Source organism: Methylobacterium platani (assembly GCF_001653715.1).
Classification (GTDB): Bacteria; Pseudomonadota; Alphaproteobacteria; order Rhizobiales; family Beijerinckiaceae; genus Methylobacterium; species Methylobacterium platani.
The window spans coordinates 260,461-281,847 of the sequence record NZ_LWHQ01000010.1 but is presented as its reverse complement, the minus strand read 5'-3'; the positions used below and the strand labels follow the sequence as shown (position 1 = coordinate 281,847).

Genomic DNA, 21,387 nt, shown 5'->3' with positions numbered 1-21,387 from the left:
GAGGACCGAGCCTTGGCGAGCTTCTTCATCGACCGGCCGATCTTCGCCTGGGTCGTCGCGCTGTTCATCTGCTTAGGGGGCGTGCTGACGATCCCGATGCTGCCGGTGGCGCAGTACCCGATCATCGCGCCGCCCTCGATCGCCCTCTCCACCGCCTTCCCGGGCGCCTCGGTGGAGGACCTCTATACCGGCACGACCCGCCTCATCGAGGATGAGCTGAACGGTGCCGCCAACATCCAGAGCTTCGAATCGGCGAGCGACTCGTTCGGCGTGATCGAGATCACGGCGAATTTCGAGCCGGGCACCGATCCGGGCTATGCCGGCGTCGAGGTGCAGAACCGCCTGAAGCGCGTCGAGGCGCGTCTGCCGGCCGAGGTGCGCCAGCAGGGCATCCTGGTCGAGGAGGCGTCCGCCGCGACCCTCAACATCATCACCCTCGTCTCCAAGGACGGGTCGATGGACGAGGTCGCGCTCGGCGACTTCCTCATCCGCAACGTCATCAACGAGATCCGTCGCATCCCGGGCGTCGGGCGCGCCACCCTGTACTCGACCGAGCGGTCGCTGCGGGTCTGGATCGACCCCGACAAGCTGCGCGGCCTGTCGCTCAACGCCGCCGACGTGACCCAGGCGATCACCCGCCAGAACGTCCAGATCGCGTCGGGCGCCGTCGGCGCCCAGCCGAGCCCGGAGACCAACGCGGTCAACTATCCGATCACCGTCAAGGGCCAGATGCGGGCGCCCGAGGAGTTCGGCGCGGTGGTCCTGCGGGCCAATCCCGACGGCTCGACCGTGCGCCTGCGCGACGTCGCCCGGATCGAGCTCGGCGGCGAGGACTACAAGTTCACCACCCGCCTCAACGGCGGGCCGGCCGCCGGCATCTCGGTGACGCTGGCGCCGGACGGCAACGCGCTCGACACCGCCAAGGCGATCCGTGCCAAGATGGTGGAATTGTCGCAGTTCTTCCCCGACACGGTGAAGTGGGACATCCCCTACGACATCACCCCGGCCGTCGAGGCCTCGATCGAGAAGGTGCTTCACACCCTCGTCGAGGCGGTGGTGCTGGTGTTCATCGTGATGTTCCTGTTCCTGCAGAACATCCGCTACACCCTGATCCCGACGATCGTGGTGCCGATCGCGCTGCTCGGCACCTGCACGATCATGCTGCTCGCCGGGTTCTCGATCAACGTGCTCACCATGTTCGGCATGGTGCTGGCGATCGGCATCCTGGTCGACGACGCGATCGTGGTGGTCGAGAACGTCGAGCGGATCATGTCCGAGGAGGGCCTGTCGCCCAAGGAGGCGACCCGCAAGGCGATGGGCCAGATCACCGGCGCGATCATCGGCATCACGCTGGTGCTCGTCGCGGTGTTCATCCCGATGGCGTTCTTCCCCGGCTCCGTCGGCATCATCTACCGCCAGTTCTCGATCGCGATGGTGACCTCGATCGCCTTCTCGGCCTTCCTGGCGCTCTCGCTCACCCCGGCGCTCTGCGCCACGCTGCTCAAACCCGTCGAGCCCGGCCATCACCACGCCAAGCGCGGCTTCTTCGGCTGGTTCAACCGCATCGTCGACCGCGAGACCGCGCGCTACGGCCGCGGCGTCGCCTGGGCGGTGAAGAAATCCGGCCGGATGATGGTGGTCTACCTGATCCTGGTCGCGGGCGTGGCCTACGCCTTCGTGCGTCTGCCCGAGGGCTTCCTGCCGGTCGAGGACCAGGGCTTCTTCACCGTCGACATCCAGACCCCGCCGGGCTCCTCGTTCAACCGCACGCTGGCGGCGGTGAAGAAAACCGAGGAGCACCTGCTGGCCCAGCCGGGCGTGGCGACCGTGACGATCGTCAACGGCTTCTCGTTCTCGGGGCAAGGCCAGATGACCTCGCAGGCCTTCGTGACGTTGAAGCCCTGGTCGGAGCGCGGCAAGGACCAGTCGGCGGCAGCGCTCGTCGCCGGCACCAACAAGGCGATGGGAAGCTATCGCGACGCGGTGATCCAGGCCCTCGAGCCGCCGCCGATCGACAACCTCGGCAACGCCTCGGGCTTCAGCTTCCGCCTCCAGGACCGGGCCCAGAAGGGCTATGCGGCCCTGATGGCGGCGCAGGAGCAGCTGCTGGCGCTCGCCCGCAAGAGCCCGATCCTCAAGAACGTCTACGTCGAGGGCCTGCCGCCCGCGCCGCAGGCGGAGCTGGTGATCGACCGCGAGAAGGCGGCGGCGCTGGGCGTCAACTTCTCCGACATCAACGACACGATCCAGGTCAATCTCGGCTCGGTCTACACCAACGACTTCCCCAACCGGGGCAAGATGCAGCGGGTGATCGTCCAGGCCGATGACAACCAGCGCCTCAACGCCACCGACCTGCTCAATTACGGCGTCAAGAACCAGCAGGGCACGATGGTGCCGATGTCGTCCTTCGCGCACCTGAAGTGGAGCGTCGGCCCGGCCCAGATCATCGGCTTCAACGGCTACCAGTCGGTCCGCTTCACCGGCGAGCCGGCGGCCGGCTTCACCTCGGGCGAGGCGATCGCCGAGATGGAGCGGCTGATGAAGGAGCTGCCGAAGGGCTTCGGCTATGCCTGGACCGGCCAGTCGCTGCAGGAGAAGCAGGCCGGCTCGCAGGCGACCCTGCTGCTGGCCTTGTCGGTGCTGATCGTGTTCCTGTGCCTCGCCGCGCTCTACGAGAGCTGGTCGATCCCGCTCGCGGTGATGCTGGTCATCCCGCTCGGCGTGATCGGCTCGGTCGCCGGCGTGCTCATCCGGGACATGCCCAACGACGTGTACTTCAAGATCGGGCTCATCACGATCATCGGCCTGTCGGCCAAGAACGCGATCCTGATCATCGAGTTCGCGCGGGAGCTCTGGAAACCCGGCACCAGGCTGGTGCCGGCCACGGTCGAGGCCTCGCGCCTGCGCTTCCGGCCGATCGTCATGACCTCGCTCGCCTTCATCTTCGGCGTCGTGCCGCTCGCCATCGCGACCGGCGCGGCCTCGAAGAGCCAGCAGGCGATCGGCACCGGCGTGATGGGCGGGATGATCTCGGCGACCGTGCTCGCGGTGATCCTGGTCCCGGTCTTCTTCGTCGTCGCGATGCGGTTCTTCCAGAGGAAGCGCGTGCGGGAGGAGAACCTCGACGGGGCGCCGGGGGCGGTGCACGCACCGGAACCGGCGCGGGACCACGCGCATAGCCACTGACCGGCTTCGCACGGGCCGGCGCGACGAGCCGGCCCGTGCCCTTGGCCGTTGGTGCCCCTCGCTCCCGGGCCCGCGCGGTGCTCTATTGCGGGCAACAGTCAGGCGCCCGACCGATCGGCGCCGCATCCCGACGGGAGTGACACGATGCGCGCCCTCACCCTCTGCGCCGCGCTCGCGATTCTGGCGGCGGGCCCGGCCGCCGCCGAGCAGGACATGCTGCTGGGCGCCGACATGACCTCGCCGGCGATGACGCAGGCCGAGATGACCCGCGCCGACGTCGAGGCCCTGATCGCCAGGGGCGGGCCGGTCGACCTGTCGGGCAAGGCCCTGTCCGGGCTCGACCTCTCCGGGCTCGACCTGCGGGGCGCCAACCTGCGCACCGCGCGCCTCAACCGCACGCGCCTGAGCGGCACCGACCTCAGCGGCGCCAACCTCGAGCAAGCCTGGTTCATCAAGGCGGATCTCGCCGGCGCCCGGCTCGTGGCGGCACGGATGTTCGGCATCACCGCCCGCGATGCCAATTTCAGCGGCGCCGACCTCACCCGCGCGATCCCGATCGGCGACTTCCGCGGCGCCAACCTGAGCGGTGCGACCCTCGCCGGCCTGAAGGGCGGCGCCGACATCAGGAACCAGTCGATGGGCCTGATGCGGACGGTGTTCGTCTCGGTGAACCTCACGGGGGCGAACCTGCACGGCGCCGATCTCGGCCGTGCCCGGCTCGACTATGCCGACCTGCGCGGCGCCGACCTCACCGACGCGGTGCTGATGGGCGCCGACCTGTCCGGGGCCAACCTGACCGGGGCCGACGTCGCGGGAGCGGATTTCCGGAACGCCGACGTGGCGGGGGCGCGGCTCGTCGACCTGAAGGGCGAGGCACGGGCCAGGGACTGGGCGGCGCGGGTGAATGCGGGCCGGGCGATCACGCGGTGATTCGCGAAACCGGCGTGAGGGCGGCGACGATCGGCCGTCGTGCGAGCCGCCCTGCCCGGCGTCCTGCCGGACGGGGCCGTAGGAGGCAGACCTAGCGTCCCGGCGATTTTCGCTCGCATCGACGCGGCTGGCCGACCCGGCGCCGCGCCCTCCGGAACATGTGCTGCGGCGACGGTGACGACACCGGCGCCGATGCCCGTTGGGTTGTCTTTCTCGTAATTGCAACCCTACAGGTTGTGACGCCCCGGCGCCCGGTTTGTGCTATCATTTGTTAATTGCCGGACGGTGTTAGTCCTTCGCTTGATTTCCGTCGATCAAGTCGATGATCCGCAATGGACAAGACGTCGCTACGATCTGAGGTGGTTGAAATCCCGCATGCGATCGTTATAGGATTATATAATAAGATAAAATGGCGGCTTGGAGGGTCTCGTGGGTCGTACAGCAACCTTTCAACATCAAGAGAAAAATCTCCTAGAGCCCGTGCATCTGGGCGGTGACACCGGTGTGTGGGAGTGGGACATCGTGAGCGACCGGTTGTGGTCGGACGATTACGTCCATGGGACGCTGTGGGCCAGCGCCGAGCAGCGCGCCCGCGGCGGCACGCTGGCCGACTTCGCCGCCTGCATCCATCCCGACGACCGGGACGCCGTCATCGCGCGCATGACGGCCAATGCCTCCCAGGGGGCCGCCTTCATCGCCGAGTTCCGCGTCCGCTCGGCCAAGGGCGACGTGCGCTGGGTCCTCGCCCGCGGGCGCTACGAGCTGGACGAGACCGGCCGGCCGCTGCGCGGACGCGGCATCCTCCTCGACATCACGGGCGCGCATCTCAGCGAGGTTTCCTACGATCAGCGGATCGAGGCGCCGCAGGCCTGTCACCCGCTCGAGCGGGCCGCCGACCAGTGCCTGTCGGTGCGCGAGGCGATCGCCGAGGCCGGTCAGCCCTTCCTGCTGAAGCTGACCGACATGCTGCTGCTGGAGCTCGGCCGCTGTCTCGCCGTCCTTGCCCGCAAGGAGCGCCGCAGCCGGATGAACTGACCCGCTGTCCGGTCGATCGCTTCGGGATGGGAGGCCGGCTTCGCTCGGGCGTGTGAAGCCTGCGGCTTCGCCGCGCGGGCCGGTCATGCGGCGTCCGAACGGATCGTCCGGAAGCCGTATGATCCGTACTGCCGAGGACGGTCCCGGGACGCCTCGGCGCCGCGGGCGCGGTCAGGCGGCGAGCGGGAGGCGCTGCATGTCCCGGAGGGCGTATTGCCGGTCGCGCAGGAGCGCCAGGCGGTCCAGCTCCAGGTAGAGGGCGTGTTCGGCGGTCTCGTCGGTCCGGCCCGTCATCAGCGCCATCCGCACGGTCAGGCCGTATTCCTCGGTGCGGCGCTCGGCAGCGGCGATGTCGGCGGCGAGGGTCGAGAGAATCGTATCGAGGGTCATCCGTCACGTCGCAGGTTGACCGCCCACGCACACGGGCGGCGGGCATCAACGCGCGAGAATGGCCAAGGTTCACGGCAGTCGAGCGGCGGGCCCGACCTGCCCTTTCCTTGCGGCGGGCCGGGCCTCCTGCTCCGCCCCGACGCGCCGGCCGATCGCGGCTCACTTCATGTTGGCGTCGACGACCCGCTCGAACTCGCCCGAGGCCTTCGCCAGGTGCAGCCACTGGTCGACATAGGCCTTGAACACCCCGTCGCCGCGCGGGAGCAGGATGCCCATCTCGCCGTATTGCAGCGGCCGGTCGGGATTCACCGCGCAGAGGCCCGGATGCAGCTTCTCCTGGAGCTTCACCTCGACGGACTCGGCGACCATGACGTCGGCGCGGCCCTGGGCGATCTCCTGCCAGATGACGCGGTTGTCGGGAAAGAGCTGGATCTGCGCCCTGGCGAGGTTGGCGCGGGCGAACTTCTCGTTGGTGCCGCCGGGATTGACGACGACGCGGGTCGAGGGCTGGTTGATGGCGTCCGTCGTCTGGTACTTGGCGACGTCGTCGCAGCGGACGATCGGCGCCTTGCCGTTCACCAGGTACATGTCGCTGAAGTAGGCCTCGCGCTGCCGCGGCAGCGTCACCGAGATGCCGCTCATCGCGACGTCGCACTTCGCCTTGAAGTCGGCGAGCAGGTTCGACCACTTGGTCTGGACGAAGACGGCCTCCGCATCGAGCGACTTGGCGAGCGAGCGGGCGAGATCGATGTCGATGCCGACGAAGTCGTTGGCGCCGTCGGGGCGGTACGAGAACGGCCGGTAGTCGCCGGTCGTGCAGACGGTCAGGACCTTGCGCTCGAGGACCTGGTCGAGGCGGGAGGGCTCCTCCGCCGCCCGGGCCTGCGTCGCCGCGAGCACCAGCATCGCGCCCGTCACCACGCGCGACATCAACGAACACACGGCCATGAACCTCGACTCCCCCTGCGACACGCCGGCAGCCTAGGCAGGCGCGAAGAGGGCGTCCAGGCTTTCGGACGAGCTTGGCACAGGTCGCGTGTGAGACTTTCGCCTCACCACAGCAGCGGGTGGCGGAACACCGCGATCCGGTCGCCCGCCTCCACCCGGGTCACCGCCTCCGGCAGCTCGGCGAGCCCGTCGCTGCCGGTGAGCGAGGACAGCACGCCGGCACCGTCGCGGGGGAACTTCACCGCCTCCACCGCCCCGTCGGCGCCCCGCCGCAGCGAGACCCGGACGTATTCCCGCCGGCCGGCCTTCTTGGCGTAGGCGAAAGCGGCGCGGGCGGGCTCGCTCGGGGGCGGATCGAGCAGGGCGCCGCCGAGACGGGCGATGAGCGGGCGGACCACGAACAGCAGCGTGACGTAGACCGCGACCGGGTTGCCCGGCAGGCCGACGAAGGCGGTGTCGCCGATGAGGCCCATCGCGACCGGCCGGCCGGGCTTGATCGCGAGGCGCCAGAACACCAGCCGGCCCACCGCCTCCACCGCCGCCTTGACGTGGTCCTCCTCCCCGGTCGAGACGCCGCCCGAGGTGACGATCAGGTCGTGGCCGGCGGCGGCCGCCCGCAGCCGCCCCGGCAGGGCGCCGGGGTCGTCGCGCAGGATGCCGAGGTCGCTCACCTCGGCGCCGAGGCGGCGCAGCAGCGCGACGAGGAGCACCCGGTTCGAATCGTGGATCGCGCCCGGCCGCAACGGCGCGCCCGGCTCGGTCAGCTCGTCGCCGGTCGAGAACACCGCGACCCGCAGGCGGCGGCGCACCGCGATCGTCGCGTGGCCGGTGGCGGCGGCGAGCGCGAGGTCCGGCGGGGCGAGCCGGCGGCCGGCCGGGATCACGAGGCTGGCGCGGCCGACGTCCTCGCCGGCGAGCCGGCGATTGGCCCCGCACCGGAGGCCTGCGGGCAGCACGACCGCGTCGCCCTCGCGCCGCACGTCCTCCTGCATGAACACCGTGTCGGCCCCCGGCGGCATGGCGGCGCCGGTGAAGATCCGCGTCGCGAACCCTGCGACCGCGGCGGCGTCCGGCGCGGCGCCGGCGGGCAGGCGCCCGCGCACCGGCAGGCGGGTCTCCGCGCCGGGCGCGAGGTCGGCGAAGCGCACGGCGTAGCCGTCGACGGCGGAATTGTCGAAGGGCGGCAGGTCGAGGCCGGCAGCCACGTCCGCGGCGGCGATCCGCCCGTCGGCCTCGACGAGGGGCAGCGTCTCGGCCCCGGCGACGACCGGCAGGCGCTCGGCGATCAGGGCGGTCGCCTCCTCGACGGAGAGCAGGGGACCGCCGAAGGCGAAGCAGTCGTCAGTCAGCTGCGCCATGGGATCCGGCCTCCTGCGACCCTGCCTCCTGGGATCCGGCGTCCCGGGAGTCCAGCCGTTCCAGAACCGCGGCGAGGGGCTCCGACCGCGCCAGCACGATATCGGCGATCGCCTCCACCGCGTCGAGGGGGACGACCGGCCGGCCGGCCCCCGGGAAGGGATGGTCGCTCGCCACCGCGACGATGCGGGGATCGTCGGGGTGGAGGGCCGTGCGGCCGTTGGCGTGGCGGTAGACCTCGAGCTTCGGATGCGCCTCGCGCTTGAAGCCCTCGATCACCGCGAGGTCGCAGGGGCCGAGCCGGCGCAGCAGCGCGGGCAGGCGCGCCTCCTCCTCGACCTCGCGGATCTGGACGACCCGGCGGCTCGACGAGACGATCACCTCGCACGCCCCGGCCTCGCGGTGGCGGAAGGAATCCTTGCCCGGCCGGTCGACGTCGAAGGCGTGGTGGGCGTGCTTGAGCGTCGCCACCCGCAGGCCCCGGGCGCGCAGGGCCGGGATCAGCCGCACGAGCAGGGTCGTCTTGCCGGCTCCCGACCAGCCGGCAAGGCCGATCACCCGCATCCCCGCGCCTCCCGCCCCCGCCGGCCCCATCCCCAGCCCTCCATCCCCACTCCTCCATCCTCTCTCACCCCCCCCGGGTGAAGCCGAGGGCGGCGAGGTCGGGCGCCAGCGCGGCATCGTCGAGGAGGGCCAGGAACGCGGCGAGCGCCGGCTCGTCGCGGCGGCTCTCCCGGTAGGCGAAGTCGTAATGCTCCTCGGTCAGCGGCAGGAAGCCGAGGCCGTAGGCCTGCGCCACCGTGGCGATCGCCACGCCCCAATCGGCCCGCCCCTGCGCCACCGCCGCCGCCACGGCGTTGTGCGAGCGCGGCTGGTTCCAGTAGCCGGCCGGCCGGGCGCCGTTCAGGAGCCCCTCGACCAGGGCCCGCGTGCCGGCGCCGGTATTGCGGTTGACCATCACGGCGTCCCCCTCGGCGAGGATCTCCGCCACCGCACCCTCCGCCGAGCCGCCCTCGAAGCGGGTATCCCCTTTCCGGAACACCACGCCCTGCAGCCGTCGCCAGCCCGGCGCCAGGGCGAGGCCGGGGGTGAGGTAGGGTGCGTTGTAGCGCCCGGTCTCGGGATCGAGCAGGTGCATGGCGGCGAGATCGCACTCGCCCCGGCGCAGGGCGGCGAGCCCCCCGGCGGAGCCGACCCAGAGGGTGCGCGCCGAGACGCCGCGGCCGGCGAGGTGCGAGACCACCCGGTCGAGGCCGAGGCAGTGGCTGCCGACGATCATCAGGTCCGGCGGCCGCGCCGCCCGGCCGATGCGCGACACCAGCACGGTCTCGCCGGCCTCGATCCCGGGCCGGTTCGCCGGCACGGCGAAGAACCCGTCGGCCTGCGAGAAGGCCGTGACGGCGCCGGAGCCCTTGGCGAGGGGCAGGACCACGAAGCCGTCCCGTCCCGGGCCGTCGCTCCCCCGGGAGAGCGCCGCCATCACGTATTCGGTGCGGCCGAGCTCGGAGGGCAGGCGCTGCGGCAGGCGCGCCGCGACGGTCTCCTCCTCGCGGGGGGCTAAGCCGGCGAGCGCCCGGATCAGCGGCACCACGAATTCGTGGAAGGTGAACATCGCCGAGGTGGGAAAGCCCGGCAGCACCACCACCGGCACGTCGCCGGCCTTTGCCAGGCAGAGCGGCTTGCCGGGCTTCAGGGCCACGCCGTGGACCAGGATGCCGGGCTCGCCCAGGCGCGCCAGGATGCGGTGCGAGACGTCGCCCGCCCCCTTCGAGGTGCCGCCCGACAGGACGACGAGATCCGCCGAGGCCAGGGCCGTCGCGAGCGCGGCCTGCAGCGCCGCCTCGTCGTCCGGCACGATGCCGCCCGGCACGGCGATCCCGCCGTTCTCGGCCACGCTCGCCGCCACGATGGCGCCGTTCGAATCGTAGAGCCGGCCCGCGGCCAGGGGCCGGCCCGGCGCCACCAGCTCGTCGCCGGTCGAGAGCACCGCGACGCGCGGCCGGCGCACCACCGCGACGTCGGCGAGGCCGCAGGCCGCCAGCATGCCGATCTCGCGGGCGGTGACCAGGGTGGCGCGGCGCAGGACCGTCTCGCCCCGCGCCATGTCGGCGCCGGCATAGCCGACGAACCGGCCCGGACCGGCCGCCTGCGCGAGCGCGATCGCCGGCTCCGGCCCGTCCTCGAACTCCGTCGCCTCGACCATCACCACCGCGTCGGCGCCGCGGGGCAGCACCCCGCCGGTGGCGATCGGGGTGGCGGTGCCGGGGCCGACCGTGAGCGCGGGCGCGACGCCGCAGGCCAGGATCTCGCGGTTGAGGACGAGGCGGCGCGGGCCGGCCTCGCTCGCCCCCTCGGTATCGGCGCTGCGGACCGCGAAGCCGTCGACGAGGGCGCGGTCGAAGGGCGGCACGTCGATCGGCGAGGCGATGTCGACGGCGAGCACCCGGCCGAGCGCCTCGTCGAGCGGCACGGTCTCGGGCGGCAGGGGCGCGTGCGGCACGGCCTCGCGCCAGCGCGCCATCGCCTCGTCCCGGCTCACCACCGCCAGGAACTGCTCCTGGCGCGAGGCCGCGGCGAGGCGGGCGAGGAAGGAGTCGGTGGGGGAAGCGGTCACAGCGGCAGCACCTCGACGGGGGTGCCGGCGGGATAGCCCTCATGGGCCGGCGGCACCAGCAGGGCGGCATCGGCCAAGGCCAGCCGGTGGAGCGGGATCTCGGCCCCGCCGAGGGGCTCGGCCCCGGCCGCGACGCGGCGAAGGAACACCACCTCGGTGAGCCCGATGACCGAGGCGACCTTGCGGGTGAGCGGGAGGATGACCGGCGGGTCGGCCGCGGCGCCGGAGAGCGCCGCCAGCAGCGGCCGGCCGAGGGCGAGCCAGGCGACGAGGCAGGCATCGGGCCGGCCCGGCAGCAGCAGCACCAGCCTGTCCCCCGCCGTGCCGAAGCCGGCGCTCTCGCCGGGGCGCAGGGCGAGGCCGTGGGCGTGCAGGCGCCCGGCCCGGGCCAGGGCATCCGCCCCGGCGTCGCGCCGCCCGGGCCCGGTGCCGCCGATCACCAGAACGGCGTCGGCGCCCGGCCGCGCCAGGACCGCGGCGAGGGCGTCGGCCTCCGCCGGCCGCGGGACCACCTCGGCGGTGCCGCCTCGGGCGGCGATCCAGGCGCCGAGCAGCGGCGACAGGGTGTCGGGCGCGGCCGCGAGCAGGCGCAGGTGCGGGCGGCGCACGGTCACGCGGTCGAGACCGGCCGCCGCTAGGGCGAGGGCGTGGAGCGGCGTCACCCGCTCCCCCGCCGCAACGAGGCGCGCGCCTGCCGGCAGCTCGGTGCCGGGGGCGCGGGTGCCCTCCCCGGGCGCGGTCTCGGCCTCGATCTCGCGCGGGTCGGCCCCGATCGCCTCGGGTGGCAGCAGCGCGTCGGTGCCGGGGGGAAGCGGATCGCCGGCCTCGACCCAGGCCGGCGCCCGCGCCAGCCGCACCGGCACGTAGGGCGAGGCGCCGACGACGGCGGCCGCCTCCACCGCCCAGCCGTCCCGCAGGGCGGTGCGCGCCCCCGGCAGGCCGGTCTCGACGGCGACATCCCGCGCCGCCACGGCGCCGACGGCCTCGGCCGGAGGCATCGCCGCGACCGCGACCGGGCGCGCCAGGGCGACGAGCGCCGTCACCGCCTCGGCGACGGGCATCAGCGCGGTGGTGGGCGCTCGCGGGATCACCGGCGGGCGCCCGTGAGGAGTGGCGAGGCCATGCGGCTTTCCCTGGTCCCGGGGCGGGCATCGAGGCGATGGGCCAAGCGCCTGACGGGATCAAGGTTTCGGCGGCGGGCGGAGGAGCCGGCGGAGAAAATGTCGCGGAAGTGCGGCGCCGGCGGAGCGCGTTACGCCGGCAGGACCGGACGGCCCGGCTCCATCCCTCCGGCGCGGCCCGGTTCTCCGCGATCGTCGCGTCCCCTCGCGCTTCGGCATCGACACGTCGATGCCGAAGCGTCCGGCGCATCGGCGCCGACGCGAGGACAGGGTCGCCTTGCAGGCTTGCCCGGCCCCTTCGAACGCATCCGTTCGAAGGGGCGGCGGCATCGTGCCTCCGCGAAGGCCCGGCGGCGTCCGCTCCGCCGTCCCGAAGCCTCTCCCGTCCGGCCCCGGGCAAGGGAGCCGGTCACGGTTGCCCGTCCCTAACCCTGCTCCGCCACGGCCGACATTGCGGCGCCGACATCGGCATCGGTCACCGCCTCGATCGGCTTGGCGATCTTGAGCGCCCGGGTCGGCTGTCGCACGCGCATCACCAGGATCACCGTCTCGATGCCCGGGCAGCCCCGATCCGTGCAGGCGATCTCGTTGACCGACAGCGCGTCCTCCTCGGCGAGTGCCAGGACCCGGCGGACCCGGGCGGCGAGGTCCCGGCGCGCCGAAGCCTGCTCCGGGGCCCGGGCGCGCAGGGTCCCGAGGCTCGGGAACACGGCTCAGGCCGCCCCCCAGGCCGGGAACGGGTCCGGCAGGGTCCGGTCCGCCGTCACGGGCCCGTCCTCGCCGCCGACGAGGCAGGCATCGAGGGCGCGCCGGATCGCCGCCTCGTCGAATCCGGTGCCGATGAAGACCAGTTCCTGGCGCCGGTCGCCCCAGGTCTCGCTCCAGTGCCGCGCCAGCACCTCGCGCCACTCCGGATGCTCGGGCCAGCGCGCCCGCGGCACCGCCGCCCACCAGCGGCCGAGCGGCGTCACCCGGGCGGTCGCCCCGGCGAGCGAGAACTCGCCGACCCAGTCCGGCCGGGTCGCGAGCCAGAAATGGCCCTTGGCGCGGATCAGCCCCGGCCAGGTCTCCCGGGTGAAGGCGTCGAAGCGGCCCGGGTCGAACGGCCGGCGGGCCCGGTAGACGAAGGAGGCGACGCCGTATTCCTCGGTCTCCGGCACGTGCTCGGCGGCGCCGTACAATTCCCGGTACCAGAGCGGGTGGGTCTGGGCCCGCTCCTCGCTGAACAGCCCGGTCTCCAGGACGGTGCCGAGCGGCACCCGGCCGAACTCGGCCTCGACGATCCGCGCATCGCCGTTGAGGCCGCGCACCACCGCGCGCACGCGGTCGCGCTGCTCGGGCGAGACGTCGCCGGCCTTGTTGATCACCACCACGTCGGCGAACTCGATCTGCTCGACCAGGAGATCGACCAGGGTGCGGGTATCCTCCTCGCCCGCCGTCTCGCCGCGGTCGCGCAGGAAATCGTGCGAGCCGTAATCGCGCAGCAGGTTCACGGCGTCGACCACCGTCACCATCGTGTCGAGGCGGGCGACGTCGGACAGCGAGCGGCCGTCCTCGGCCCGGAACGAGAAGGTGGAGGCGACGGGGAGCGGCTCGGCGATGCCGGTGCCCTCGATCAGGAGCGCGTCGAACCGCCCCTCCCCGGCCAGCCGGCGCACCTCCTGCATCAGGTCGTCGCGCAGGGTGCAGCAGATGCAGCCGTTGGTCAGCTCGACCAGGCGCTCGTCGGTCCGCGACAGGTCGGCGCCGCCGGCCCGCACGAGGTCGGCGTCGATGTTCACCTCGCTCATGTCGTTGACGATCACGGCGACGCGGCGGCGGTCGCGGTTGGCGAGAACGTGGTTGAGCAGCGTCGTCTTGCCCGCCCCGAGGAAGCCGGACAGGACGGTGACGGGCAGGCGGGAATCGCGGGGGCGGGCGTCGGACGGGCGGATCTCAGGCATGGGTACCTCCAGATCTGTAACAATATAACATTGCTTTCCCTGTCAAGGCGCCGCGGACCCGTGGCACTCCGGCCCCTTCCCGCCCGGCGGCCCGGGCGCGTAGACCCGGACCGCCCGGTCCGGACCTCCCGCATGCCCGCCTGCTCCCGTCTCGTTCTCCTCGCCCTCACGGGGCTCCTTCCGGCCGTGCTGCCCCTCGCCGCCCGCGCCGAGGCGCCGATGCGCGGCCATGGCGGCCCGGTGCGGGCCCTCGCGGTGACGGCGGACGGGAGCCGGGCGCTCTCGGGCAGCTTCGACGCCTCGGCGATCCTGTGGTCGGTCGAGGACGGAGCGGCGCTGCGGATCCTGCGTTTCCACGACGGGGCGGTGAACGCGGTGGCGCTCCTGCCCGACGGCGGGATCCTCACCGGGGCCGAGGACGGACGCATCGCGCTCTGGCGCGCGGGCCCCGAGCCGGAGCGGATCCTCCTCAGCCATGCCGGCCCGGTCTCCGGTCTCGCGGTGGCGCCGGACGGGCGACGCATCGCCTCCTCGTCCTGGGACGGCACCGCCAGGATCACCCCCCTCGACGGGTCGCCGGCCCTCGTGCGGGAGGGGCATCGCGGCCCGGTCAACGGCGTCGCCTTCCTGCCCGACGGCCGCCTCGTGACGGCGGGCTACGACGCGACGGTGCGGATCTGGCCCGAGGCGGGCGCGCCGCTGACGGTGCCGCTCGACGCGCCGGTCAACGCCGTGGCGGCCGCCCCCGACGGCGAGATCGCGGCGGCCGGCGCCGACGGCCGGTTGCACCTGCTGCGCCCGGACGGGACCGTCCGGGCGAGCCTCGAGGTCGGCCCGCGGCCGGTGGTGGCGCTGGCGCTGTCGCCCGACGGGCGCCGGATCGCCGCCGCGACGGTGGGCGGCGCCGTCGCGGTCGTCGACCGGGCCGAGATGCGGGTGCGGCTGACCCTGGTCGGGCCGGGCCTGCCGGTCTGGTCGCTCGCCTTCCGCGGCCCCGACGAGCTGATCACCGGCGGCGGCGACCGGCTGGTGCGGCGCTGGGACCTCGCCACCGGCGAGCCGATCGGCCCGCTGGCGATGGCCCGCCCGGCGGACCCGCTGGCGGCTTACGCCGGCGATCGCGGCGCCGAGGTCTTCCGCGCCTGCGAGGCCTGCCACACCCTGACGCCCGGCAGCGGCAACCGCGCCGGCCCGACGCTCCACGGCGTCCTCGGCCGCCGCATCGCCGCGGTGCCGGACTACCCCTACTCCCCCGCCTTCCGGCAACTCGACATCGTGTGGACCGCCGAGACCATCGCGCGGCTGTTCGAGATCGGCCCCGCCCGATTCACCCCCGGCACCAAGATGCCGGAGCAGACGATCCCCGCGGTGGAGGACCGGGCGGCCCTGGTGCGGTTCCTGGAGGCGGCGACGCGGTGAGGCGGATCTGCCTCAGCGTCATCTCGGACGTTGACAGGTGCTCGGGCGGGCGGGACATTGTGCGGCGGAGATCGTCATGCTGAGCGTCATCGAAGAGCTGACGGAAGACGGGGTCGTGCTCGACGCGGAACATCTGCGCGCGCGGATCGTCGACTGGCGGATGCGGATCGACGACCTGTATCGCGAGATCGCCGACTGGTTCCCGCATCTCGGCGCCGACCGGGGCGACACGACCGTCATGGACGAGCCGGTGATGCGTGCCTACGGCGTTCCGCCGATCCGGCTGCCGGTCCTGCGCCTCTCCGAGGCGGACGTGGAGGTTGGCATTCTCGTGCCGCGAGGCCTCTGGATCATCGGTGTGAACGGCCGGGTCGACCTCTCGGCGCGCAACGGCCAGTTCCTGATCATCGATCGGTCCGGCCTCTTCGCGCAGCCTCGCTGGACGATCGCCCCCGCCTTGGACCGCCTTGCCGTGGAGCCTCTCTCGCGGACGACGCTCGCCGGAGCCATCCAATGAGGGACGTTCCGTGAAGGACCTGGCGGCCATCACCGCCGTCTACTCGGAGTTTGCAACAAGCCTGGACGCGCAACTCGTCCAGGCGGAGCGTGCGGCAGACATCGCCCGCATCGGTCGCGTCGAGCACAAGCAACGCATCCACGACTCGGCTTACTTCATCCTCATCTGGGGCCAGCTCGAGGCCGAGATCAACCGGGTCGCCGAGCTCGCGGTCCGCAACCGCCGCAGCAGCATCCGCTGGGAAGATCGCCGCGCCTGGGACGCGCACGACCCGGAGAACATGCGGGCGAAGTTCGAGGATCGGGCTGCGCTGGTGCTCGACCGGCTCAACGTCGCCTCCGACGCCTATCGCAGGACGATTCGCTACTACGGCTTGCGCAACGGCATCGCTCACGGCGCGACCCTGGCGACCGGGATCGACGTCCCGACCATCATCGGCGACCTGTACCGGATCGCCGGCGAGCTCAAGGCCTGACCCTCACCCCTGCCGCGCCCGGATGTAATCCTCCGAGGTCCGGGGCTTGTTCTGCTCCGCCGCGTGCGGGTCGAAGCCCTCGGTCAGCACGTGCGAGACCCGGCAGCCGTCGCACATCATCAGGGCCTTGATCCGCGCCTCGCCCGCCGGCCCGGCGAACATCCAGTGGCGGTCGCGCAAGGTGCCGATCACCCGCTCGATCGTGCTGCGGGTGCCGAAGGCCTTGCCGCACGCGATGCAGTCGAACGGCTCCTCCTCCTTCAGGACCCGGCGCGGCGCGGCCCAGGCGGCGAAGTCGAGCTGCGGCACAAGGCCGATCACGTCCTCCGGGCAGGTCGCGGCGCACAGGCCGCATTGCACGCAGGCGCTCTCGGCGAAGGTCAGGCGCGGGCGGTCGGGATCGTCGGCGAGCGCCCCCGTCGGGCAGGCGCCGACGCAGGCGTGGCAGAGGGTGCAGGCCTCGGTCTTGAAATCGAGGCCGCCGAACGGCGCGCCGGCATCGAGCGGCACCCGGTCGACGGGACGCGGCGCGGCGTGATGCATCTCCGAGACCGCGAAGCGCAGCACGCCGCGCAGGTCGCCGTCCGGCATGAAGCCCGACGGGGTCGGGGCCGGCGTGCCGCGGGGCCCCTCGGCGAGGGCGAGGCCGAGGGCGTCCGGGTCGTCGGTCTCGATGAGCGCGACCACGCCGGCCCCGTAGCCGAGGGCATCCGCCACCGTCTGGAGCCGCGCGGCGTTGCGGGCGAGCGCCGCTATGTCGTGCGCGGGGCGCGCCCGGACCAGGAACCGCACTCCGGCCGCGCCGTACGCGAAGGCCGCCGCGACCGCCTCGGGACCGACCTGGGTCACCTCGTTGACCGGCACCGGCAGCACGTCGGCCGGCAAGCCGTTGCCGAAGCGCGCGAGCGCGTCGATCAGGGGAGCGCCGTGCGCCTCGTCGTGGATCAGCAGCACCGGGGCGGTGCCGCCGGCCTTGTGGTAGGCGGCAAGCAGCGTGCGCAGGCGGCGCATCAGCGCGTCGGCCGGCGGCAGGGCGTAGGCCGCCGCGCCGGTCGGGCAGACCGAGGCGCAGGAGCCGCAGCCGGCGCAGACATGCGGGTCGATCGCGACGTGGTCGCCGGCGGGCGCGATGGCGCCGGTCGGGCAGACGTCGAGGCATCGGGTGCAGCCGGTGATGCGCGAGCGCGAATGGGCGCAGAGGTCGGCGTGGAAGTCGACGAAGCGGGTCTTGTCGAAGGTGCCGACGAGGTGGGAGGCTTCGAACAGCGCGCGCTCCACCGCCGCCGGGTCGCGGGGATCGGCGCGCAGGTACCCGCTGCGCAGCTCGTGCGCGGGAAAGAGCGGCGTGCCGCCGGTGAGATCGACGACGATGTCGCAGGTCGAGGTCGCCCCGTCCCGGGACGGCCCGAATTCCAGGGTCCGGCGCGAGGAGGCCAGCGGCAGGGCGGTGTCGTCGACGCGCAGGGAGAAGGCGCCGAGATGCCCGGTCGCCGCCCGCACGGTGCCCTTCAGCACCGGCACCTCGCTCGAGCGCGGCGGCGCCACCTCGCCGGGGCGGGAGAGCAGCACCGTGACGTCGACATGGTCGGCGAGGCGCCGGCCGGCCTCGACCGCGACCTCGTCGCGGCCGTAGACGAGCGCCACGCCCTGGCTCTCGAAGCTGACGCTCGCCGGGGCCGGCGCCGGCTCGGCGGCGGCGGCGAGGAGCGCCGCCATCTTCGGGCCCGCCGCGCCGCCCTGCGCCGACCAGCCGGCGGTCTCTCGGATATTGGCGAAGGCGACGCTGTCCCCGGCGCTCAGCTCCTCAGCCACCTCGCGGAACAGCGGCGCCTTGAGGGTGCAGGACACGGTGACGGGGCTGCCGGAGGCCAGCGCCGCCCGCACCCGCTCGAGCTCGCGGCCGCAGAGCTGGTCGCCCGTCTCCAGTCGTCCGCCGCAGGCCTTGCCGATCGCCGCCGCGTCGAGGGGCATGCTGCCCTCGCAGGAGCAGGCGATCACGATCCGATCCGACACCACGTCACTCTCCGACAGGGCCTCGTGCCCGCTCCGGACGCCCTTGCGACGTCCGCGGGCCGCCCCTGGGGCGTCATGCCCCTTGTTCACCGGTGAAGCGCTATATACGAGCCGTTAAAAAGAACGACCCGACACGTGCGCGCAGGCGCTCCCCGACATCCCTCATGACCGTGCCCGACCCGCAGAGCCTGATGCTGCCCCCGGCCTTCCACCCGCTGCGCCTGGCCGCCGCGGCCGGGACGGCGCATGACCGGGCCTGCGCGCTCGCCGGGGCGGACGGCGAGGCCGCCGGCACCCTGGTGGTCGGGGCGCGGCCGGGTCTCGTCGACGTCGCCGTGGTGCTGGCGCCCGAGGAGCCGCTGGCTCTCGCCCGCCGCGTCGGGCTCGTCGGCCTCACCGCCCTCGCCGAGGCGGTCGGCAGCCACGCGCCGCCCGACAAGCCGGTGATCCTCGATGCGCGCGGCACGCTGGTCTTCGACCGCGCCCGCCTCGGCGGCGGGCGCCTCGCCTGGCCGGCCGCTTGCCCCGAGGAGGCGGTGCCGGACTGGCTGGTGTTCTCCTTCATGCTGATCGCGTCGAAGCGCGAGGCCGGCGATCCCGGCCACACCCCCGATTCGACCTCGCTGGAGGAGGAGGGTTTCGAGGCCGGCGGCGACGCGCTGGTCGAGAGCTTCGCCCGTCACCTCCTGCGCGGCCTGTCGCTCTGGGCCGAGGACGGGCCGGCGGCGGCGGTCGATCGCGCAAGGGATCATCTCGACGCCGCCGACGGGCCGCTCGCCCTCGACGGGACCGGCTGGTTCGACCCGGCCCGGGGAGGCCCGCGCCTGTGAGCCTCAAGCTGCCGCGCACCCTGCGGCTCGACCCCTCCGACACCCTGGTCTTCCCCCGGGCCGCCCCGCCCGGCGAATGGGCGGTGACCGGCAGCTTCCTGTTCCTCGACGCCGATCCCGCCTCCCTCGCCGGCAAGGAGCGGGCGGCGTTCCGGGCCGGCTTCGTCGGCATCGCGTCGTTCGGCTTCTCGACCCTGGTGGTGGTGAGCGAGGCGAGCGAGGCCGAGCGCGACGCCGTGATCGATGCCCTCGCCGCCCAAGTCCGGGATCGCCTCGGCGCGCCGGATCGCGAGAGCGCCGAGGCGGCCGCCCGGGAGGAGATCGCGGTCGCCGAGTCCCTGTGCGGCCCGCCGGTCGGCACCGTGCTGGCGCTCCACCGCACGATCGAGGACGGCGAGATCCGCGAGCGCTTCCGGGCGCTGCGCCCGCGGGAGGGCACCGTTCCCGGCACCGACCGGCGCCACGCCTATGCCCGCGCCTTCGACTTCTACGAGACCGACGAGGAGCCCGAGGAGCGGGTCGACCTCGCCGGCCTGCTCAACCGGAACCCGTCCTGAGAGCCCGTCATGCCTGAATTCTGGGTCTCGAGCGGCCACCACCTCACGCGGCGCGACGCGGGCGGCGGGCTCGTCGTCACCGACGAGCTGCTGCTGGCCTATCTCGCCCGCCCCGAGCTGATGCCGCCGGAGGAGGCCTGCGACGCCGAGCGGGCGCTTCACGCCGCGCTCCTCGCCGATCCGCGGCGCCCGGTCGCGCCCGCGGAGATCGCGGCCCTGGCCGATGCGGATGCCCGCGAGAACTGGGAGCTGATCCTCGCCTTCCGCGACCGGCTGCTCGCCGCCCGCTCGGTCGAGGCGGCCTATCTCGACCTCGTCCGCCGGGGGGCCGCCGGCACGCCGCCGCTCTTCCTCAACCAGCTCGTGCACCTCACCTTACGCAACGCGCTCGACGGCTGCGACGACCCCTACACCCTGCGCGCCGCCGAGCTGTTCTTCCGCCCGCAGCGCGCCTCGCTCGGCGACGGGACGCTGCTGCTCGCCGATGCCGAGCTGATCGACGAGGTCGAGGGGGCCGGCCGGCCGTCGCCGCTCGTCGCGATGCTCGGCCGCGAGCCGGTCTCCGAGCTCGACGTGCTGACCGCCGACACCGCCTGGACCTACTGGAGCCGGTCGGATGCGTTCAGCATGGCGCTCAACCTCGGCTCCGACCCGAGGAGCCGCGAGGGACTCGCCCGGGCGATCGAGGCCTTCCTGCGCCACCTGCTCTCGGTCGCCGTGACGGTCGCGCCGATTTCCGCGATCGAGGATCAGGACTGGCGCTGGTTCGTCGGGCTCGACGCGGAGGGCACGCGGATCGGCAACGGTCTGTGGCGCGGCGAGGCGGTCGATGCCGCGACCCGCGAGCGGGTGCTGGCCCTGTTCCGGCTCACGATCGACGATCCCGCGAGGGCCGATCCGCGCCTCGGCGGCCGGCCGGTCTACCTGCTGCTCGCCATGTCCCCGGACCGGCTGGTGACGATGAAGCCGCAGAACCTGATCGCCGGCCTGCCGGTTGTCGCGACGGGAGAGGCCTGATGAGCACGCAGCTGATCTCCGTCGGGGTCGTCGTCGCCCGGCGCAAGCTGAAGGGCCCGTGGGCGAGCCATGCCTGGCTGCCCGTGGCGGTGCTGCCCGGGATGCCCGGCACCGCGCCCTGGACCCGCCTCTCGGCCTCGGAGGACGAGGAGACCTTCTATGCCGGCGCCTACGAGGTCGAGCTGCACCCGGCCGAGACGGCGCATTACGGCGACAACCTCGCGGCGGCCCGGCCCTCGCTCTGGGTCGCCCTGCGCGAGACCGGCCCCGACACCTACGCGGTCGCCACCGTGACGGCCGATCCCTACGAGGGCGAATCGCTCGCCGAGGGCATCGGCGAGATCGTCGAGGCGGTGCCGATGCCACCGGAGATCCAGGCCGAGGTCGGCGCTTTCTACCGGGCGTTCCACGTCGAGCGGGTGTTCCACAAGCGCAAGCGCGACCGGGCCGACCCCGAGGCGCTGGCCCGCCAGGGGGGCGGCGCCCGGCGCCGGCCGGAGGAGCCGTGAGCGACGGCTTCCTCGCCCGCTGGTCGCGCCGCAAGCGCGACGAGGCGCGCCGGCCCCCGGATCCCGCGCCGGAGGCCGCGACACCGGTCGCGCCGGCCGCCGCGCCGACGGAGGACGAGGCCTCCTTGAGCCCCGAGGAACTGGCGCAGCTCCCCTCCCTCGACGCCCTCACCGCCGCGACCGATCTCGCCCCGTTCCTGCGCGCCGGCGTGCCGCGGGTCCTGCGCAACGCGGCCCTGCGCCGGATGTGGTCGATCGATCCGGCGATCCGCGACTTCGTCAGCGAGGCGCGGGAATACGCCTACGACTGGAACACCCCCGGCGGCGTCCCCGGCACCGGCGGCGCGATCTCGGCCGAGGACGTGCGGGCGATGGTCGAGAAGGTGTTCGGGGGTGTGGAGGAGAAAAATGCTTCCGATAATCCCAAAAATGACGGAGCGAGCGCCGGCAGCCCCCCTCTCCCGAGTGGGAGAGGGGATGGGGGTGAGGGTGCTACGGTTCTGATCGAAGCTCAGACCGTCGTGCTG

At 73.3% G+C, this 21,387-nt stretch carries 20 protein-coding genes; 11 read left to right on the top strand and 9 right to left on the bottom strand.

Going from position 1 to position 21,387, the window contains the following annotated elements; all coding sequences use genetic code 11:
• The first annotated feature begins 12 nt into the window (after positions 1–12).
• From A5481_RS05905 to A5481_RS05895, 3 genes are all read left to right on the top strand, one after another.
• Positions 13–3,186 carry an efflux RND transporter permease subunit gene (locus A5481_RS05905; RefSeq protein ID WP_048434386.1) on the top strand — a complete coding sequence of 1,058 codons (3,174 nt, stop codon included), beginning with the start codon at positions 13–15 and terminating at the stop codon, positions 3,184–3,186.
• 144 nt (positions 3,187–3,330) lie between these two features.
• A complete protein-coding gene (locus tag A5481_RS05900) occupies positions 3,331–4,116 on the top strand; it encodes a pentapeptide repeat-containing protein (protein ID WP_048434387.1) in 786 nt (261 codons plus the stop codon).
• A 522-nt stretch (positions 4,117–4,638) separates the two neighbouring features.
• Positions 4,639–5,151, top strand: coding sequence for a PAS domain-containing protein (locus A5481_RS05895; RefSeq protein WP_167350067.1), 513 nt, complete (start codon positions 4,639–4,641; stop codon positions 5,149–5,151).
• 171 nt (positions 5,152–5,322) lie between these two features.
• Here the strand turns inward: A5481_RS05895 and A5481_RS05890 are convergent, their stop codons facing one another.
• The 8 genes from A5481_RS05890 to A5481_RS05855 form a co-directional block, all read right to left on the bottom strand.
• On the bottom strand, positions 5,323–5,541 hold the full coding sequence (locus tag A5481_RS05890) for a hypothetical protein (RefSeq protein WP_048434388.1): 219 nt from the start codon (positions 5,539–5,541) through the stop codon (positions 5,323–5,325).
• Positions 5,542–5,700: 159 nt separating this feature from the next.
• Positions 5,701–6,489, bottom strand: coding sequence for a transporter substrate-binding domain-containing protein (locus A5481_RS05885; RefSeq protein ID WP_245238866.1), 789 nt, complete (start codon positions 6,487–6,489; stop codon positions 5,701–5,703).
• Positions 6,490–6,593: 104 nt separating this feature from the next.
• Entirely contained in the window at positions 6,594–7,847 is a 1,254-nt protein-coding gene (locus tag A5481_RS05880; protein WP_048434390.1) for a molybdopterin molybdotransferase MoeA, read from the bottom strand.
• On the bottom strand, positions 7,831–8,409 hold the full coding sequence (mobB, locus tag A5481_RS05875; RefSeq protein WP_082173159.1) for a molybdopterin-guanine dinucleotide biosynthesis protein B: 579 nt from the start codon (positions 8,407–8,409) through the stop codon (positions 7,831–7,833). Before mobB ends, A5481_RS05880 begins: the two co-directional genes overlap by 17 nt.
• Positions 8,410–8,473: 64 nt before the next feature.
• Positions 8,474–10,459 carry a molybdopterin biosynthesis protein gene (locus A5481_RS05870; protein WP_064503820.1) on the bottom strand — a complete coding sequence of 662 codons (1,986 nt, stop codon included), beginning with the start codon at positions 10,457–10,459 and terminating at the stop codon, positions 8,474–8,476.
• Positions 10,456–11,520, bottom strand: coding sequence for a molybdopterin-binding protein (locus A5481_RS05865; RefSeq protein WP_048435506.1), 1,065 nt, complete (start codon positions 11,518–11,520; stop codon positions 10,456–10,458). Before A5481_RS05865 ends, A5481_RS05870 begins: the two co-directional genes overlap by 4 nt.
• 485 nt (positions 11,521–12,005) lie before the next feature.
• Positions 12,006–12,290, bottom strand: a complete 285-nt coding sequence (locus A5481_RS05860) for a hypothetical protein (RefSeq protein WP_048435507.1) — start codon at positions 12,288–12,290, stop codon at positions 12,006–12,008.
• A 3-nt stretch (positions 12,291–12,293) separates the two neighbouring features.
• Positions 12,294–13,523, bottom strand: coding sequence for a GTP-binding protein (locus tag A5481_RS05855; protein ID WP_048435508.1), 1,230 nt, complete (start codon positions 13,521–13,523; stop codon positions 12,294–12,296).
• Between the two features lie 132 nt (positions 13,524–13,655).
• Between A5481_RS05855 and A5481_RS05850 the strand changes: the two genes are divergently transcribed.
• From A5481_RS05850 to A5481_RS05840, 3 genes are all read left to right on the top strand, one after another.
• Entirely contained in the window at positions 13,656–14,942 is a 1,287-nt protein-coding gene (locus A5481_RS05850) for a hypothetical protein (protein ID WP_048435509.1), read from the top strand.
• Positions 14,943–15,018: 76 nt separating this feature from the next.
• Positions 15,019–15,459 (top strand): hypothetical protein, encoded by a 441-nt coding sequence (locus tag A5481_RS05845; RefSeq protein ID WP_048435510.1) that lies wholly within the window; start codon positions 15,019–15,021, stop codon positions 15,457–15,459.
• 10 nt (positions 15,460–15,469) lie between these two features.
• Positions 15,470–15,934, top strand: a complete 465-nt coding sequence (locus A5481_RS05840) for a hypothetical protein (protein WP_048435511.1) — start codon at positions 15,470–15,472, stop codon at positions 15,932–15,934.
• Between the two features lie 3 nt (positions 15,935–15,937).
• Here A5481_RS05840 and A5481_RS05835 read toward each other — a convergent pair whose 3' ends face one another.
• Positions 15,938–17,905 (bottom strand): 4Fe-4S dicluster domain-containing protein, encoded by a 1,968-nt coding sequence (locus tag A5481_RS05835; protein WP_048435515.1) that lies wholly within the window; start codon positions 17,903–17,905, stop codon positions 15,938–15,940.
• Between the two features lie 206 nt (positions 17,906–18,111).
• Between A5481_RS05835 and A5481_RS05830 the strand changes: the two genes are divergently transcribed.
• The 5 genes from A5481_RS05830 to A5481_RS32160 form a co-directional block, all read left to right on the top strand.
• Positions 18,112–18,777, top strand: a complete 666-nt coding sequence (locus A5481_RS05830) for a biotin/lipoate--protein ligase family protein (RefSeq protein ID WP_053082479.1) — start codon at positions 18,112–18,114, stop codon at positions 18,775–18,777.
• Positions 18,774–19,334 (top strand): DUF6505 family protein, encoded by a 561-nt coding sequence (locus A5481_RS05825; RefSeq protein WP_048435512.1) that lies wholly within the window; start codon positions 18,774–18,776, stop codon positions 19,332–19,334. Before A5481_RS05830 ends, A5481_RS05825 begins: the two co-directional genes overlap by 4 nt.
• 9 nt (positions 19,335–19,343) lie before the next feature.
• Entirely contained in the window at positions 19,344–20,351 is a 1,008-nt protein-coding gene (locus A5481_RS05820; RefSeq protein WP_048435513.1) for a DUF6352 family protein, read from the top strand.
• Positions 20,351–20,860 (top strand): DUF3305 domain-containing protein, encoded by a 510-nt coding sequence (locus tag A5481_RS05815; protein ID WP_048435514.1) that lies wholly within the window; start codon positions 20,351–20,353, stop codon positions 20,858–20,860. The genes A5481_RS05820 and A5481_RS05815 overlap by 1 nt, the downstream gene beginning before the upstream one ends.
• A partial coding sequence (locus tag A5481_RS32160; RefSeq protein WP_082984895.1) for a DUF3306 domain-containing protein occupies positions 20,857–21,387 on the top strand: 531 nt, incomplete at its 3' end. The genes A5481_RS05815 and A5481_RS32160, both read left to right, overlap by 4 nt.